The sequence below is a fragment of the Flavobacterium sandaracinum genome (assembly GCF_004349135.1).
Taxonomy (GTDB): Bacteria; Bacteroidota; Bacteroidia; order Flavobacteriales; family Flavobacteriaceae; genus Flavobacterium; species Flavobacterium sandaracinum.
The window spans coordinates 109,688-127,326 of sequence record NZ_SMFN01000008.1 but is presented as its reverse complement, the minus strand read 5'-3'; the positions used below and the strand labels follow the sequence as shown (position 1 = coordinate 127,326).

Below are 17,639 nucleotides of genomic sequence, written 5' to 3'. Positions count from 1 at the left end.
CCACGGGGGATAATTGTAATGTTGCTAAAGAACAACTTTTAGCGGCTCATCCAGAAGTTCCAAGGATTACAGCAGAATAATTCAATAACTAAAAAATAATTGAAATCATAACAGTAACGCTCCAAAGCGTTACTGTTTAATCCATTTAACAATTGAATATGTTTAAATATATCGCACTCCTTATCACCTTCTTCTCATTTGCTCAAAATCAGCAATATCATATAGTATATGATTATACCCTTAATTCAAAAGACATAGGTTTGATAACTAATCTTAAAAGTTACTTGACGGGAGATGGTAAAACATCTATTTATGAAGAAGATTTTATGAAATCAAAATCACAAACAGCTGATGATAATTCATTCTCGATTCCCACAAAGAATAATCCTGCATTTTTCAAAGAGATACACAGCAAAATAGTTACCTATAATGATCATATACAAATGAAGTTTTTTGATGTTAAGGATAATCTTCCAAGTTTTGATTGGGAAATCACATCAGAAACAAAAAATATTTTAGGCTATACTTGTCAAAAGGCGATCTTACGTTTTAGAGGAAGAGATTACACTGTTTATTTTACTACCGACATACCTTATTCCGATGGACCGTGGAAATTTTCAGGATTACCAGGAATGATACTAGAAGCTACCTCTGATGACGAAGCTGCAGCGTATTCAATGTTAGCAGAAAAAGTAGAATTAAAAGAAACAACAAATAGCATACAAAATCCATATCTAAAATCAAATTTGATTTCCTATCAAAATTACTTAGATAAATACAAAGTGAAATATGATGAGTCTCGCAGCAGAATGGATACAAATGGATATTCCAGAGGAATGAATAAAGGAGCTAAAGAGGTTTATATAACATATTAAAAAGTGAAAAAATTAGTTCTATTGTTATTTTTTCTAGTCATCCAGTACTCTAATTCGCAAATTATAAAAGGAACTATTTTAGATTCAAATGGAAATCCTGTTACTGCAAATATTTTAATAAAAAAACCACAAACACCTCAGCTCATTTATCAATTTACAACGACTGATTCTCGAGGCGACTATTTTGTAAAACTAAAAGAACCGTTGGACAGTATAATAATTGCTGTAACCTCTTATGCCCACGAAACAGATGAAAAGCATCTTAAAATCCTTAAAAATAGCGAAACAATTACATTAGACTTTAAACTGCAGACAAGGATAACCGCATTAAAAGAAGTTGTAATCACTGATACTAAAAAAATAATACGAAAAAAGGATACTCTAGTTTACGATTCTGAAAAATTCAAAGATGGTTCAGAAAAAGTAGTTGAGGATCTATTAAAAAAATTACCTGGGATAAAAATTTCTGAAAATGGAGAAATAAAATTCAATGGAAAATCAATAAAAAAAATGCTCCTAGACGGAGATGATTTATTTGACAATCAATACATTGTTGGGTCTAAAAACATGGATGCTGCTCTACTTGATAAAGTAGAAGTAATCGAAAAATACAGTGAAAATTCATTACTTAAAGGAATATATGACAGTGAAGATGTTGCCATCAACCTAAAATTGAAAAAAGGGAAAAGTGAATTTTCCGGAAATTCAAAACTAGGATTAGGATATAAAAATAAATACGATTTTAATACTACTGGGATTATAATAAATGCCAAGATCAAGGGTTTTGGAGTTGCAACATACAATAACGTGGGTTTAAATAATTCTCCGTATGACTTTTACTCCAATAATGTATCATTTGAAGATCTTAAGGAAAATAATTCAACAGCTAGGTCTTTAATAAATCAAGGTAATTTCTATTCTCCATTAGAAGATAAATTTCACCGTATAAATAAAACTTTTTATTCTAGTTTCAATTCACTTTATAAATTATCAAAAAAAACTATTTTAAAAGTGAATGTTGGTATTTATGACGATCAATTATCACGCAACAACAAAGAGGAAACAACTATTACAGCTAACAATGAAACCTTTACTTTCAATCAATCGGAAAACAACATCAAATCACCCAAATTATATGATGGAAACATCCATATTGAAAATAAAGAAAGGGAGAAGCTTCATTGGGAATATTCAGGGAAACTAAAGTATCAAGAAATTAAATTTGTATCTAATTCAATAAATGAATCTTTAAAACAGGATAATCAAATTACATCCATAAATCAATATGCTAAGCATCACTTTAATTTAACCAAAAAAATAAGTGATAAAAGTGCTTTTACATCAAAAACAAATTTCATAAAAAGTTCAGCACCTCAACAATTTATTTTGTCACCTGGCATCAGTATTGATGAAAACGACGATACCTTTATACAACAAAACAATCAAGACAGCCGTTTTGATAAAATAACTTTTTCCAGTACCTCTAATTATTTGCACACATTTAATTCATTTACATGGCAAGTACAAGCAGGATTTTTTTCGATACAAAATAAATTAAAAAGTTTATTAAGAACAGTTAGTGAAAATGAACAAACCTTTTCTGATATTGATTACAGTAACGATCTGAAATACAATCTCAATTTTCCGTTTTTAAAAACAAACTGGTCTTATAATAAAAACAAAATTGGGTTAAGAATAAACTTAGAATCACAATACTTCACTATTAATATTGAAGATTTCATAAAACAAAAAACTATTTTTGAAAACAAAATGATTGTTTCGCCAAGCTTACAATTTATTTATAAGTTCTCACAAAACACACAAATAAATTCAAGTTACAGCTTTAATCAAAATGCACCAATGGAAAACAATCTTTTTGAAGGAATAATTCAAACGGGGTATAGAAGCTTCATAAATAATGAATTTAATCTTGGTTTTTTAAAAACACATGCATACGGTATAAATTTTAATTACAATGACTTGTATCATCAAAACCGATTATCAATACAACTTCAACACAACCAAAGAGACAATAATTATTTTATAAGATCCTTAATTAATAACGAAACTAGCACAACCACGGCTTTTTTATTAAACAATGGCAATCAAGACTACAGTGCTACTGTAAACGCAGAAAAATACATTCATTCTTTGCGAAGTACTTTTGAATTCAATACCCGTTATTCTATTTCATATACTAAAAATAGCATCAACGCTACAGAGATTAGAGATATCGTATCACGAAACATTTTATTGGACTTTTCCATGAGAATAAAGCTGGATAAAAATACTTTTTTAGAAAATAAATCTTATTATATGTACTACGCAACAGTAGTACAAGGCGGTAATGAAAATCGTTTTGGCTCACTAAAAAATGCACTAAAACTAGTTTACAATCTAGATAAAAGAATTAAAACTGCAACGGTTTTAAATTTCATTAGCCCCGATTTGTCCGTCGATAATAACTATTTGTTTCTAGATACTGAAATAACATTCAGTTCCAAAAACAAGAAAATAGAATATTCCCTAATAGGAAGAAATTTGACAAATAATAAGAATTTTGAAACCATTTCTATTTCGGACTTTTCAAGATCTATTTCCTCTCACAACCTTATCAATAGATTTGTAATTGTTAGTGTAGGTTTTCGATTTTAGTTATAAAACTTTACAGTCCTTGCTAATGCCTACTATGATTGCATTGTTTTAAAGCAATTCGTTTATCCTAAAAATATCTTGATCAGTTAGTACATTCTTCGCAAACAAAACCTAATTTTGTAAATTAAATTTAATTCTTAATACTAAGAGCCTATGTCCTTCCAACCTGTATTTGCTCTTTTTTGGGAGAGTGTAAAAGAAAGCATCCAAAATGGAACTTACGCCAAATTAACACTTGCCAAAACCATTGGTGATACCGAACTAAAAAACATTTATGTTCGTCCCGTTTTATTAGAAAATGATGTTTTCAGTCTTTCCCTTACTGCAAAGTACAAAACGGAAGAAATAGAGTCATTTCATACCTTAGACGAAGCTTTCATGATATTGGCTCCTTTTATGAATAATCCGTTCTTGACGGCTTTACTGTTTACAACGGAAAATGACATCACGTTTAAACTCAACAAAAAAAGAGTCGCAACCATTATAGAACAAGCGCCCACTTTTAAGAACGCATCAGATGTGATTTTAGAAATGAAAGCAAAAGGGATTTCAATTTAAGATTTTTGATTAATCCCGATAGCTATCGGGACTGATTTTTGATTTAAAAGGTAGTAAGCAATGAGACGCTTCCAGCGTGACAAACTGCTTGGACTATTTTACTACTAAAACTATCCACTCAATTTGTCATTATGAAGGAATCCTTACACTAGTTTGATTTTACTTTAACAGACGATAAAGAGACGCTTCCAGCGTGAGAAACTAAATTACTGAAAACTGATAACTACTTCTCCCCTTCCCATTCCGCATAAAACTGCGCTAGAAATCCTTCCATGTAACGGTGTCGTTCTTGTGCGATTTGTTTTCCGGTCTCGGTATTCATCTTATCTTTTAAGAGTAATAATTTTTCGTAGAAGTGATTGAGCGTTGGCGAATCATTATTTTTGTATTCTTCCTTGCTCATGCTTGAATTAGGCGCTATTTCAGGATCATACAGCATTCTATTTTTAAAACCACCATAATTGAATGTTCTGGCGATTCCGATCGCGCCAATCGCGTCTAAACGATCCGCATCCTGAACGACATTCAATTCTATCGAAGTGAATTTTTTCTCGAAATTCCCACCTTTGTAGGAGATGTTTTCAATAATATTTACCACATGTTCGATTATTTCTTCATCAACATTTTCAGATTCTAAAAATTCACGAGCTATTCTTGGTCCCACCGTTTCGTCACCATTGTGAAACTTACTATCGGCAATGTCGTGTAATAAAGCGCCAAGCTGCACAACTGCAGTATCACAAGCTTCATTTTTACTAATTAACAACGTGTTTTTGTACACACGCTCTATGTGAAACCAGTCGTGTCCTCCTTCGGCATTTTCTAATTTTTCTTTTACAAAAAGAATTGTTTTAGGTATTAAATCAGGATTAATCATTTGTATTTTATTTAAAAAAAATGTTGAATTTCAAAGTTCTTCAACTTCAAAATCCAACATTTTTATTCTTTATTTAGAATTCAGAAATCTATCTTATTAAAGCAGGCTCCACCCATTTGAAAATATGGGATTCTTGTGGAATTACCAATCGTTCTGAAATTCTGGCCATTCTAGCTGGTAATTTCATCAGGTAATCACGTGCTTTTTCTGCTTCATCTGTCAAACCAGAAATCTTGTCAATTTCCCATTTGTCAATTAATTTTTGCATAATATCTACATAATCGGCTGCAGTATAAACCCCAATTCGTTGTGCTGAATCAGAAAACTGTTCAAATGCTGTACTTATTTTTTCACCGGATTCTCTCAAGAAATGCGCTGGCATCACAATTTTTGCTTTCATCATGTATTGAAAAGCAAGCATCATTTCGCTTGGATCCACCTGAAAAATACGAGTTACAAATTCGCTGTACGCATGATGATGACGCATTTCGTCACCAGCAATCATTTTGCACATTTTAGACAATTTGTTGTCTCCATATTTCTTAGCCATTTGCGCCACTCGGTTATGAGAAACATACGTTGCTAATTCTTGAAAACTAGTGTATACAAAGTTTTTGTAAGGATCTCTTCCCGTTCCAATATCAAAACCATCGTTGATCAAGTGCTGTGTTGTCATTTCAACTTCACGCATGTTCACACGACCTGACAAATACAAATACTTGTTCAACAAATCACCATGACGGTTTTCCTCACCAGTCCATTGTCTAATCCATTTAGACCAACCATTTCTCTCCACGTTATCAATTCCTTCGACATCCATTAACCAGGATTCGTAAGTTGGCAACGCTTCCTCAGTAATAGTATCTCCCACTAATGTTACCCAGAAATCGTATGGTAATTCTTTTGCAATTTCACGTAATTCTTTGACCTCATCAAAAAAAGTATCACTTTGAGAATTAGGCAAAAAATCAGTTGGTTGCCATATTTTTTCTACTGGAATTAGATACTGATCGACAAAGCTGTCTACGTTTTTTTCCAAAAACTGCATTACTTCTAATCGAATGTTTTTTATTGACATTATATATAAATTAAATTTTTATTCCTTGAACTACTGCTGCTTCTGTCTTTTCCATTAACTCCGCAAAATCATACGCTGCAACCGCTAACGGTTTATGTACTACAAAGGTAAGGCGATTTCCTAGACCTAAGGGGAAAAACCCGTATTTAACTATTTTCCAAGAATTGTTTATGCTTATTGGAACCACGAAAGCTGAAGGAGCATTTTTGCACAATATTTTCAATCCCGTTTGAGAAAACTCTTTTGGTTTTCCAGTCTTACTTCTCGTTCCTTCTGGAAAAATAACGGCCGAACGGTTGTGTTTTTCAATATATTCTGCCAATCCTTTAATGGCAGGAATAGCTTGTTTGGGATCTTTACGATCGATAAGCACTGAACCCCCATGACGCAAATTAAACGATACACTTGGAATACCACTTCCTAATTCTTTCTTACTAACAAATTTACAATGAAAACGGCGAAAAAACCAAATCATAGCAATAATATCGTACATGCTTTGATGATTAGAGACAAAAATTAAGGGTACATTCTTTGGAATATTCTCAATATTTTCAAACTTGTATGTTGTTCCTAGCAGATTTGTGCATTTCACTAAGAAAAAGTTCAGATAATCAACACTTTTTTTATGGGCTTGATAGCCAAAAACATGGAAGCAAACCCACTGAATTGGATGAAAAATAACCAAAGTTAGACCGAAACATAAATAATAAATAACGGAAATGGGATACGAAATCAGTTTTTGCATGCTTAAAAATTTAAGGCAAAAGTAAGAAATATATTTTTAGCGTTATTTAAATCGGAAACAATATCCCGACTCAACGTTTAATCGTAACTTTGCGAGTCAAAAACCACGAATTTTTTCTATTAAAATGAATTTCACTTACCCGAAAACCGAAAAGCTGAAAAGCAAAATTACGATTGGATTATTGTTTACCGAAGGGAAATCAGTATCTAAATATCCGTTGCGATTGGTGTATAAAGCTGGTTCTTTTGACGAAAGTGAAAAAATAAAAATGGGCGTTTCTGTTTCCAAAAAGAATTTCAAGAAAGCCGTAGACCGCAATTATTTCAAACGTGTATTGCGTGAAACTTATCGTCTGAACAAACACCTATTGATTGACAATCTAGACCAACCATATTCCTTTATGTTTTTTTACCAAACGAAGGACCGATTGACGTACGAGGAAATTAATATCAAAACCATTCAATTGTTTGAGAAGTTTATTGCTCAAAACAGTAAAAAGCCAGAACCAGAAAGCGATTCTATTTCTGAAATTTAAACATTTGACCTGTTTTAATTGAACAAAGTTGCCTTTAGATTCTCTCCGAACAATTATTTGGTGATTTATTCTTATTTTAGTGGACTCAAATTTAGCTATCTAAACCTATGAACTTCCTGAAAAAAAAATTCATAATTCCCGTTGTCGCTTCGGCATTTCTGTTTATTGGAACCAGTTTCAAAGATGATTTTTTCGAAATTGCCAAGCAAATCGAGATATTTACCACACTTTTCAAGGAATTGAACCGGAACTATGTCGATGAGACAAATCCCGGTGAATTAATGGACAAGGCCATCAAAGGAATGTTGGCTAATTTAGATCCGTACACCGTCTATTTCAACGAGCAGGATGTGGTGCGATTCAAGATCAACAATACTGGAGAATATACTGGAATTGGCGCTTTATTGACTCGGAAAGAAGCCAAATTAATCGTCAAGGAACCTTATAAAGATTTTCCTGCCGACAAAGCAGGCTTGAAAGCAGGTGATGAAATCATTCAGGTAGGAGACGTACTTTTATCTGATTTCAAAGACGAGGCTTCTCAGCTTTTCAAAGGTACTAAAAACACGAAAATTGATATCAAATACATCCGTCAGGGAAAAGTAAGCGCTACTCAGATTGTCCTTGACGAAGTCGAAATTAAGTCAGTTCCTTTCTTTGGAAAAATTGACGATAAAACGGGTTACATTGTACTATCGCATTTCAACAAAAAAGCGTCCTTGGAAACCAAAGAAGCTTTGGAACAACTTAAAAGAGAAGGTGCGGAACGAATCATATTAGATGTACGAGACAATCCGGGCGGACTTTTGAATGAAGCCGTTAATATCTGTAATTTATTTGTTCCAAAAAACGAAATTATTGTTACAACAAAATCCAAGATAGAAAAACACAACAGCACCTACAAAACAACCAAAGATCCCGTAGATACTGAAATTCCATTGATCATTCTGGTTAATGGCCGCAGTGCCTCCGCATCAGAAATAGTCGCTGGCGCACTTCAGGATTTAGATCGTGCTGTGGTAGTGGGCAGCCGTAGTTTTGGAAAAGGACTGGTTCAAAGACCGGTAGATTTGACCTATGGAACGCAGCTAAAAGTAACCATTTCTCGTTATTACACGCCTTCCGGGAGGTGCATTCAGGCTTTGGATTATTCTCGAAAAGATAAAAATGGAGTGGCCATCAAAACGGAAGAGAAAAACTTCAATGCTTTTAAAACCAGAAAAGGCAGAACCGTTTATGACGGTGGAGGAATTCAGCCGGATGTGGAACTGGAAGAGACAAAATCGAGTCCAATAACGAATGCTTTGCTTCGCAACGACGGAATTTTTAACTATGCCACGAGGTATTATTACAAAAATCCGAATTTAGGAAATCAGATTCCCGTTATTTCGGATGCAGATTATTCCGATTTCAAACAGTTTCTGAAAGTAGAAAAATTCTCCTTTGACACGGAAACGGAATTGGCTTTGAAAAATACTTTGGCTGTAGCCAAAAAAGAGAAACTGGACGAATCTATCCAGGCCGAATACCAACAATTATTAACCGCATTGCAGAAAAGTGAGAATGCTTTATTGGACAAAAACCAAAAAGAAATCAAAAACCTGATGGTCGATGAAATCATCAAACGCTACCAGTATCAAGAAGGATTGTACCAATATTACACCAAAAACAATTCGGAGATCAAAAGAGCCATCACCATTTTGAATAATAATACCGAGTACAGATCTATTCTAAAAATATAATGAAAAATTTGTCTGTTATAGTACTGCTTCTTTTTTCGGGCTATTTATCAGCCCAGGGTAAACCTGTAGAAACGGTATATTTTGAATTTGACAAATTCACACTTAATAACAATCAAATACAAACGATAGTTGATTTTATAAAAAAAGTCGATACAACCAAAATCGAATCGATACAAATTTATGGCTACTGCGATGATCGAGGCGCCAACGATTATAATTTTGAATTGTCAAAAAACAGGGTAATTACGGTTCAAAATATTCTTACGGAAAATGGTTTTAACAAAAATAAGATTGTCATTATTGAAGGCAAAGGACGTATAATTGTACAAAAAGATAAGGTGGAAAACCTGTCCGAAACCCGATCTAAAAACAGGCGAGTTGATTTATTTATTGTTAAGAAAAATAGTTTTGGGAAGGGTATTTATACTTCATTTCAGGAAAGCCATAAAGTGGGAGATCGTATTTATCTGGAAAAGATTCTTTTTGCCCTTGGCAGCAGTAAATTAACGGAACAGTCCAAGAAAGAATTGGATGCCATTGTACTACTTTTGCAACAGCAAAAAACAATGGAATTCGAAATCAGAGGACATGTATGCTGCACGCCTAGTCATTACCAAGATGCCATAGATAAAGACACACAGGAACGAAAACTATCTTTGAATCGTGCAAAAAATGTCTATCGCTATCTGATGAACAAAGGAATAAATAGCCTTAGAATGCATTATATAGGCAGTGGAAACAAGTTTCCTTTAGGCCAAGGAGAAGCACTGGACCGCAGAGTTGAGTTTGTAATTCTGAAAATCTAATTATTCTCGTTTCATTTCAATATGTGGAATATCATCTTCCAGATACATTTCGCTGGTTTGCACAAAACCATGACTTTCATAGAATTTTTTCAGGTACAATTGTGCTCCAATAGTGATTTTGCTTTCGCCAAAATGATGCGCAATTCCAGCAATTGATTCCCGCATAAGATCATGTCCCCATTTTCTGTCGCGGTAATTTGCATCAACAGTTACCCTTCCGATAGAAGCATAATCAAAACTGATTCCCGGTTTAAACAATCTGGAATGAGCGACAATTTTGCCTTCAAACGAACCAATAAGATGCAATGCTACTTTGTCTTTTCCGTCGAGATCTAGGTAAACACAGTTCTGCTCTACCACAAAAATTTCGCTTCTTAAGCGTAATAAATCATAAAGCTCGTGTACCGTCAGGGCATCAAATGCCTTAATTTCCCATTGTATTGTCATGCCTAGATATTTTTTATAAAATGCAAATAAAAGAAATTTAAGGCACTCTTTTAACAACTACCACTGATTTTATAATCGATTCGAGTTCATGCATTAAATCCCTTTTATCTTTTGAAGGCGCGTAACAAAACCCTTCTAAAACCAAAACTCGGTTATAATCGGCATCAATAATAGCATAATTAATAAAAGGTCCGGACATAAAATCATTGTTTAATTGCCAAGTTCCCTTAGTTTCATAAGTAACTTTTCCATCAAGATTGATCTTAAATAGATAAGGCGCGTAGGCCTCTTCCGTCATCATGTTAGTTTCTGGTTCTTTTCCACTTATGTACAGATGACCTATGGAATCCCGCATTTTTATAATACTGGTAATTAAATCCGTGTCTTTATTAATGGTATTCAAAGGAACTTGATAGAGCAATAAACTAGTATTCCCGCCTATGATTTCCTTTTTTAGCCACATAAAATTACTTTTTTGAAGCACATAGGCATATCCTGAGGGAACCTGTAGACCAATGTGAAACTTGTTCTCTATAATTTTAGGATCTATTAGGGACAGGCTGTTTATTCGTTGGCTCTCGGCAATTTCAGCTTGTTTGATCATCTGAACCATTTGCAGCGCATTTTTTTCAATGCAAGCGAGAATATCGGCATTGGTTTTTCCAGAAATATGGAATACATTTTGAGGGGAAGCGTATTGATTTTTTCGAATTTCAAACTTGTTTTCTTCTGCCTTTTTGACCACTATAATCGCTCGCGTATCCGTCATAAATCCTTCTAAAAGCTTGACTGGATATTGATTGATATTGAATAAAGGTTCCTCTTGCGGTAATCCAATCACCGGAGAGGCAAACTTGTTCCGAATGCTATCACCAATATCCCCGTTCCATAGCTGATCATCGATAATTACAGAAATCGTGTTGATTTTACCAGTTGTTTTACGTGGTACAAGATTATTCTCTTTTTTACAAGAAAATAAAAGCAGAGAAACAAAAAGAAATAAAAAATGGGCTTTATTCATTACGATTCGATTATAAAGTAAAACCCAAATTTATAGAAGTTAATTGATTTATCCGTTAATTTTTAACTTCATTCCAGGCTTGATTTCTTCACCGCTAATACCGTTCCATTTTTTTAAATCCGAAGTGGTAACGCCAGGATATTTTTTGGCTATACTAAATAAAGAGTCTCCTTTTTTGACATAATAATTAGAAGGTGCTTTTTTAGAGGAGGCCGTTATACTTGATTTACTCTTGAAGGAATTAACAGTAGCCTTGTCAGTGACAATGGCAATTTCATCTTTGGCAACAATTAATGTTTTTCCAATAGTAATCGTATTATCTGGCAACTTATTCCAGTGTTTTAAATCCACGACGGAAGCTCCGAATTTACTTGCAATAGCTCCTAAATTATCTCCTTTCAAAACTATATATTCAACATCTTTTCGTTCTGGGATCGAAGCTAATGCTGGTTTTGCCTCCAGTTCGTTATTCGCTATTTGCAAGGAAGCCCCTATTTGAACTGCATCGCTCGAAAGCCCATTCCAGGTTTGAAGATCTGCTACTGTAACATCATATTTAGTAGCAATGCTCCCTAGATTATCTCCTTTTTGTACCAAATAAAGTTTTGCTTCCTCCGTTGCAGAAGTGCTTGAAGCACTATTTACTTTTTCATCTTTATTATTTTTTGTTTCGGCGGCCAAGACCATTTGGCTTTTTAAGATGCTATTATTTTCTTTAGGTTCTGCTGTTGTTGATTTAATTAAAGGCTGTCCTGTACTAATCTTCAAGTTTTTGCCATAAGCAAGCGCGTTACTATTAAGGTTATTCCATTTCTTTAGTTCGGAAATGGAAACACCATATTTAGAAGCAATACTGGTTAGATTATCTCCTCGTTTTACTTTATAGTACGCTATTTTACCAGCTGTACTACTTTGACTAAAGGTATTTGGAGTGTTTTTGACCACTGCTTTTGAAGTTTGGTACGGTCTTTCGCGTTGGTCTAATTCATATTGTGTGTACGCATAAATCTGATCCTCATTAGACGCAAAAACAGCAATTTTTTCTTGAGGTAATCTTAAATAATGATTTTGGTCGTGATAAAACGGAATCACATTGAGTTTATACGATGGATTTAGTACTTGCAACTGAACTACAGGAACATCCAACAAATCAGATATTTGTTTGAAAGTCATTTGCTTTTTAATCATTATGGTATCTGTAGCAAAATGTTGCACAGTGGCTCTGTTAGGAACAATTCCGTGTTCTTTATGGTATTCATAAATATACATCGTTGCTAGGAAAGCGGGAACATATCCTTGTGTTTCTTTAGGCAGATTTTTTCTGATGTTCCAATAATTTTGCTGACCTCCGGAACGTCTAATTGCTTTTGAAACATTTCCAGGACCTGAATTATAGGACGCCAAAACCAAATCCCAGTCACCAAATATTCGGTACATATTAGTCATATATTGGGCCGCGGCTGCACTGGCTTTCAAAGGATCGCTGCGTTCATCTACATAGGAATCAATTTTTAAACCATATTGTTTTCCCGTTTGATACATAAATTGCCATAATCCGGTTGCTCCCATTTTAGAAACTGCTTTAGGATTTAAAGCGGATTCCACAACGGCTAAATATTTTATTTCTAAAGGGACATTTTGTTTGGCTAAAGCTTCTTCAAACACAGGAAAATAATACTCAGAAACCGCCATTAAACGTTCAAAGGATTTTTTTCGATTCTTCAAAAATGATTTGATAATGTTTTCTAATCCTTGATTGTATTCAATGTTGAAAGGAGATTTCGCATCCATTGCAGCCAATCTTTCTTTGAGAAGTTCCGTTGACAATTCATACTCAATTTTCTCATCGGCATTGACATTCTTAATATCATCCGAAATGGTGTTGTACAAATCTAAATTAGTCAATTCCTTCATCCACAAGCTATCTACGCAGGCGGCTAAATCATCTTTTACGAATGTTTTTTTGATGGAATCTAAATAGGATAATTTTGTTTCGAATCTTGAAGTTTCTTTATTTTCGAAACTTTCTTGAGCAAACAATTGCGACGATAACAGCAGCAAAAGTGATAATGTGGTATTTTTTATATTCATATTTTTACGATCAAAGACCTATATTACAAATGATTACAAAGCTTGTTTTTACAAACTTAATAGGTTTAAACTAAAAATTTGTTTAAATATTGTTAAAAATGCAATCTTAGATGCATTTACAAAGAATTTTCACCTGAATTGATAATAAAAATAATTATCAATCCAGATTCATAATTATTAGTCTATCCATTATTTATGAATCAATTCGTTACATTTTTTAACCACATAGAAACATAGATTTAAAATTCTGGAAGGCGTTTCACTATATTAGAGGAAATCATAGTTATGTGAATGCAAGAATTGGGCTATCTGATTCTTTTTTCTGTGTTTCTATGTAGTTAATTTTTTTTAATATTAATTGAAGTTTTTAATAATTCTAATTAACAGTTTAAATTAAAAAACCTCAGCAATAAATAGTTTATCGCTAAGGTTTTCATTGTATTATGACAGTGTTTTTTTAATTTAAATAATTAAAATCGAACCGTTAGTATTTGTTTTTCAACAACTGCATTAGTCTAAAATAGCTGCAATTCCAGGTAAAGTTCTACCTTCCAGCATTTCAAGCATCGCTCCTCCACCAGTGGAAACATAGCTCACTTTATCTTCCAATCCAAATTGTTTTACTGCCGCCACAGAATCTCCTCCTCCTACTAGTGAAAAGGCTCCTTTTGCAGTAGCTTCTGCAATAAAATTACCCAAAGCGATTGTTCCGTTTGCAAAATTCTCCATTTCAAAAACGCCTAATGGTCCGTTCCAAAGAATCGTTTTAGATTCCATGATCACTTTTTTGAAGTTTTCTAATGATTTTGGACCTGCATCCAAACCTTGCCATCCATCTGGAATTTCTTTTACATCAACAATTTGCGTTTCGGCATCATTTGAAAATGCGTTGGCAGCAACAACATCCACAGGAATGTGAATTTGAACTCCCTTTTCCTTAGCTAATCTTAAGATTTCCAATGCCAATTCTTGTTTGTCATCTTCACAAATAGAATCTCCAATTTTACCGCCTAATGCTTTTACAAAAGTAAAGGTCATTCCACCACCAATAATCATGTGATCTACTTTATCTAAAATATTCTCGATCACGGTGATTTTAGAAGAAACTTTAGAGCCACCAAGAACTGCTGTTACTGGTTTTTCACTGTTTTTCAACACTTTATTCAAGCTTTCGATTTCTTTGGCCAATAACAATCCGAAACATTTATCTGTTGGAAAAAACTGAGCAATAATGGTAGTCGAAGCATGCGCTCTGTGTGCCGTACCAAAAGCATCGTTTACATAAATATCTCCAAGTGACGCCAATTCTTTTGCAAAAGCAACATCACCCGCTTCTTCTTCGCTATGGAAACGTAAATTTTCCAATAATAAAACTTCTCCAGCCTGCAATTTTTCAGCTGCTGCTTTAGCTTCAGCTCCAATGCAGTTTGATGCAAATTGAACTGGAACTCCAAGCACTTCTGAAGTTGTTTTTAGGATGTGTTTCAATGAATAGTTGCCTTCAACACCTTTTGGTCTGCCTAAATGCGACATCAAAATCACGCTTCCGCCTTGAGCAAGAATCGCATCAATAGTAGGTTTTGCCGCTTCGATACGCGTGGCGTCTGTTACATTGAAATTTTCGTCCAATGGCACATTAAAATCAACACGGATTATGGCTTTTTTATCTGCAAAATTGAAATCACTTAACGTTTTCATCAGTATGTTTTTTAGTTTATTTTTTTTGAAAGAGTAACAAATATAGAACTTTTAAATTATTAATAAATTAGAGAAAACCATATAAAATAAATTTTAAGCAACGAAATCGTTGTAAATTAATAAATAATGTTTCTTTTTAATACTTTATGTGTTTTTTGTTCGAAATAAACACAAATTAAATTTCAAAAATAAGTGCGTTAATTACCACCTCACTACAGTTGCTGGTGCTGAAACTTTGCTTGCTAAAATTTTAGACTAAACCATTTTCTACTATCTTTGCTTCATGCAATTTTCAGAAATTTTAGGACAAGAACACATCAAAAGTCATTTGACAAAAAGTGCTGATTTGGGTAGAATTCCACATGCACAATTGTTTGTTGGCCCTGAAGGAAGCGGAACCTTACCTATGGCGATTGCGTATGCGCAGTACATTATTTGCAGCAATCAAAACTCGGGATCAAATGAGGCGTGTAACCTCAAATTCCAGAAAACTTCACATCCGGACTTGCATTTTATATACCCAACGGTAAGCACGGAAGAGGTAAAGACGAAACCCAAAAGCATTGATTTTATCACAGAATGGCGTCAGTTTTTAGAACATAATCCGTACGGAAGTTTGTTTGATTGGTATCAAATGCTGGGTGTTAAAAACAAACAAGGAGAAATTAGGGTCGATGATGCGAAGGAGATTTTGAAATCGCTAGCGTTGAAATCCTACGAAGGCGGATACAAAATAATGATTATTTGGATGGCTGATCAACTAAACATCGCCGCATCTAATAAACTGCTAAAATTACTGGAAGAACCTACTGACAGAACGGTTTTTATCCTGATTACAGAAAACGAAGAAGATATTATTCAAACCATTCGTTCTAGATGTCAAGTCCTACATTTTAATGGATTAAGCGAAAAAGTCATCGCAGAAGCTTTAGTTTCAAAAGAAAATATAGAATCAAAAACCGCCATAAAAATAGCGCATCAGGCACAAGGAAATTTCAATAAAGCATTACAATTACTGCAACCGGACAGCGAATCCGTTTTTTTTGAAAAATGGTTTGTCGATTGGGTTCGGGCTGCTTTTAGAGCCAAAGGAAACGCCGCAGCAATTCAGGATTTGATTCAATGGAGCGAGCAAATAGCTGGTTTAGGAAGAGAAACCCAAAAGAAATTTTTACATTTTTGTATCGACATGTTCCGTCAAGCATTGTTACTGAATTACCAAACACCAAGCTTGGTTTACATGGAACCGCAAGTGGAAAAGTTCAAACTCGAAAATTTTGCGCCTTTTGTAAATGGAAATAATATCAATGCTATTTTTAAAGAACTGTCAGACGCCATGTATCACATTGAGCGCAACGGAAATCCTAAAATTATTTTAACCGATTTATCAATAAAACTAACCCGTTTAATTCACCAAAAATAAAAAAATGAACAACATTACTTCAATTTTGATTTTAATTTTCCTAGCCATTACTTTTCTACAATCCGGTTATGACAAACTGTTTTATTGGAAAGACAATGTAGATTGGTTAAAAGGACACTTCGCTAAAACACCATTAAAAAATCAAGTACCACTGGCTTTACTAAACATTTTAATTCTAGAATTAATTTCCGGAATTTTATGCGTGGTGGGTTGCATCGAATTACTGGTAAACAACGGAAGAATATTTGGTTTCTACGGAGCTGTTTTCTCTTGTGTCACGCTATTAATGTTGCTGTTTGGTCAACGATTGGCTAAGGATTATGATGGCGCAAGAACCATTGTCATCTATTTTATCCCTGCGATATTAGCCGTATATTGGTTAAATTAAAAATAAAAAGTTTCCGCATACAAAACAATACTATCCTCTTACATAAAAATATGACTCCAAAACATCCTTCTGAATCCTTAACGACACTAACTGATTTGGTTTTACCAAGTGAGACTAATCCTTTGAATAATCTTTTTGGTGGCGAATTATTGGCCCGTATGGATCGTGCAGCCAGCATTGCGGCAAGAAGACATTCCCGAAGAATTGTGGTTACGGCATCTGTAAACCACGTCGCCTTTAACAGAGCCATTCCACTAGGAAGTGTGGTTACGGTCGAAGCCAAAGTTTCGCGCGCTTTCAAAAGTTCGATGGAAATATACATTGATATTTGGGTGGAAGACCGCGAATCTGGTAATAAAACCAAAGCCAATGAAGCGATTTACACTTTTGTAGCCGTGGATGATACCGGGAGACCCGTTGAAGTGCCCCAAATTGTTCCAGAAACCGAACTGGAAAAACAACGTTTTGAAGCCGCACTGCGACGCAAACAATTAAGTTTAGTTTTGGCCGGAAAAATGAATCCGCATGACGCAACCGAATTAAAAGCGTTGTTCATGTAGCAACATTTTAGCTTGTTATTTTTATTTTAAAATATTCTTGAAAGAGAAAATTTACATTAAAAAAAGAAGTATTTTTACGAAAACAAATATTCTCACACAATTGGAATTTTCAGGATAATTAGTCATCCTGTCAGTTTCTT

16 protein-coding genes are annotated in these 17,639 nt (G+C 34.1%); 9 read left to right on the top strand and 7 right to left on the bottom strand.

Annotated elements, in window-relative coordinates:
* The first annotated feature begins 158 nt into the window (after positions 1-158).
* From E0F91_RS08820 to E0F91_RS17965, 3 genes are all read left to right on the top strand, one after another.
* Positions 159-875 (top strand): GLPGLI family protein, encoded by a 717-nt coding sequence (locus E0F91_RS08820; protein WP_132066065.1) that lies wholly within the window; start codon positions 159-161, stop codon positions 873-875.
* A gap of 3 nt (positions 876-878) precedes the next feature.
* On the top strand, positions 879-3,530 hold the full coding sequence (locus tag E0F91_RS08815) for a TonB-dependent receptor (RefSeq protein ID WP_132066063.1): 2,652 nt from the start codon (positions 879-881) through the stop codon (positions 3,528-3,530).
* A gap of 153 nt (positions 3,531-3,683) precedes the next feature.
* Positions 3,684-4,088 carry a hypothetical protein gene (locus E0F91_RS17965; protein WP_231380072.1) on the top strand — a complete coding sequence of 135 codons (405 nt, stop codon included), beginning with the start codon at positions 3,684-3,686 and terminating at the stop codon, positions 4,086-4,088.
* A 223-nt stretch (positions 4,089-4,311) separates the two neighbouring features.
* On the opposite strand, the gene E0F91_RS08805 is transcribed toward E0F91_RS17965, so the two are convergent.
* The 3 genes from E0F91_RS08805 to E0F91_RS08795 form a co-directional block, all read right to left on the bottom strand.
* The gene (locus E0F91_RS08805) at positions 4,312-4,965 is read right to left on the bottom strand and encodes an HD domain-containing protein (RefSeq protein WP_132066061.1); all 654 of its coding nucleotides are present in this window, start codon (positions 4,963-4,965) and stop codon (positions 4,312-4,314) included.
* An 88-nt stretch (positions 4,966-5,053) separates the two neighbouring features.
* The gene (locus E0F91_RS08800) at positions 5,054-6,043 is read right to left on the bottom strand and encodes an acyl-ACP desaturase (protein WP_132066059.1); all 990 of its coding nucleotides are present in this window, start codon (positions 6,041-6,043) and stop codon (positions 5,054-5,056) included.
* Between the two features lie 10 nt (positions 6,044-6,053).
* Positions 6,054-6,788, bottom strand: coding sequence for a lysophospholipid acyltransferase family protein (locus tag E0F91_RS08795; RefSeq protein WP_132066058.1), 735 nt, complete (start codon positions 6,786-6,788; stop codon positions 6,054-6,056).
* Between the two features lie 124 nt (positions 6,789-6,912).
* Here E0F91_RS08795 and rnpA point away from each other — a divergent pair, with 124 nt between their 5' ends.
* The 3 genes from rnpA to E0F91_RS08780 all read left to right on the top strand — a co-directional run bounded on the left by rnpA (position 6,913) and on the right by E0F91_RS08780 (position 9,871).
* Entirely contained in the window at positions 6,913-7,323 is a 411-nt protein-coding gene (rnpA, locus tag E0F91_RS08790) for a ribonuclease P protein component (protein WP_132066056.1), read from the top strand.
* A gap of 107 nt (positions 7,324-7,430) precedes the next feature.
* Entirely contained in the window at positions 7,431-9,065 is a 1,635-nt protein-coding gene (locus tag E0F91_RS08785; protein WP_132066054.1) for a S41 family peptidase, read from the top strand.
* A complete protein-coding gene (locus E0F91_RS08780; RefSeq protein ID WP_132066052.1) occupies positions 9,065-9,871 on the top strand; it encodes an OmpA family protein in 807 nt (268 codons plus the stop codon). Before E0F91_RS08785 ends, E0F91_RS08780 begins: the two co-directional genes overlap by 1 nt.
* On the opposite strand, the gene E0F91_RS08775 is transcribed toward E0F91_RS08780, so the two are convergent.
* The 4 genes from E0F91_RS08775 to E0F91_RS08760 all read right to left on the bottom strand — a co-directional run bounded on the left by E0F91_RS08775 (position 9,872) and on the right by E0F91_RS08760 (position 15,128).
* Positions 9,872-10,318 carry a GNAT family N-acetyltransferase gene (locus tag E0F91_RS08775; RefSeq protein ID WP_132066050.1) on the bottom strand — a complete coding sequence of 149 codons (447 nt, stop codon included), beginning with the start codon at positions 10,316-10,318 and terminating at the stop codon, positions 9,872-9,874.
* Positions 10,319-10,355: 37 nt separating this feature from the next.
* Entirely contained in the window at positions 10,356-11,339 is a 984-nt protein-coding gene (locus E0F91_RS08770; RefSeq protein WP_132066049.1) for a DUF4837 family protein, read from the bottom strand.
* Positions 11,340-11,387: 48 nt separating this feature from the next.
* The gene (locus E0F91_RS08765; protein ID WP_132066047.1) at positions 11,388-13,430 is read right to left on the bottom strand and encodes a LysM peptidoglycan-binding domain-containing protein; all 2,043 of its coding nucleotides are present in this window, start codon (positions 13,428-13,430) and stop codon (positions 11,388-11,390) included.
* A gap of 510 nt (positions 13,431-13,940) precedes the next feature.
* Entirely contained in the window at positions 13,941-15,128 is a 1,188-nt protein-coding gene (locus E0F91_RS08760; protein WP_132066045.1) for a phosphoglycerate kinase, read from the bottom strand.
* A gap of 283 nt (positions 15,129-15,411) precedes the next feature.
* Here E0F91_RS08760 and E0F91_RS08755 point away from each other — a divergent pair, with 283 nt between their 5' ends.
* From E0F91_RS08755 to E0F91_RS08745, 3 genes are read left to right on the top strand one after another with little or no spacing between them, the layout of a single operon-like run.
* A complete protein-coding gene (locus E0F91_RS08755; protein ID WP_132066044.1) occupies positions 15,412-16,551 on the top strand; it encodes a DNA polymerase III subunit in 1,140 nt (379 codons plus the stop codon).
* Positions 16,552-16,555: 4 nt separating this feature from the next.
* On the top strand, positions 16,556-16,939 hold the full coding sequence (locus E0F91_RS08750) for a DoxX family membrane protein (protein WP_091257439.1): 384 nt from the start codon (positions 16,556-16,558) through the stop codon (positions 16,937-16,939).
* A gap of 50 nt (positions 16,940-16,989) precedes the next feature.
* Entirely contained in the window at positions 16,990-17,499 is a 510-nt protein-coding gene (locus tag E0F91_RS08745; protein ID WP_073353352.1) for an acyl-CoA thioesterase, read from the top strand.
* The last annotated feature ends 140 nt before the right edge of the window (positions 17,500-17,639 follow it).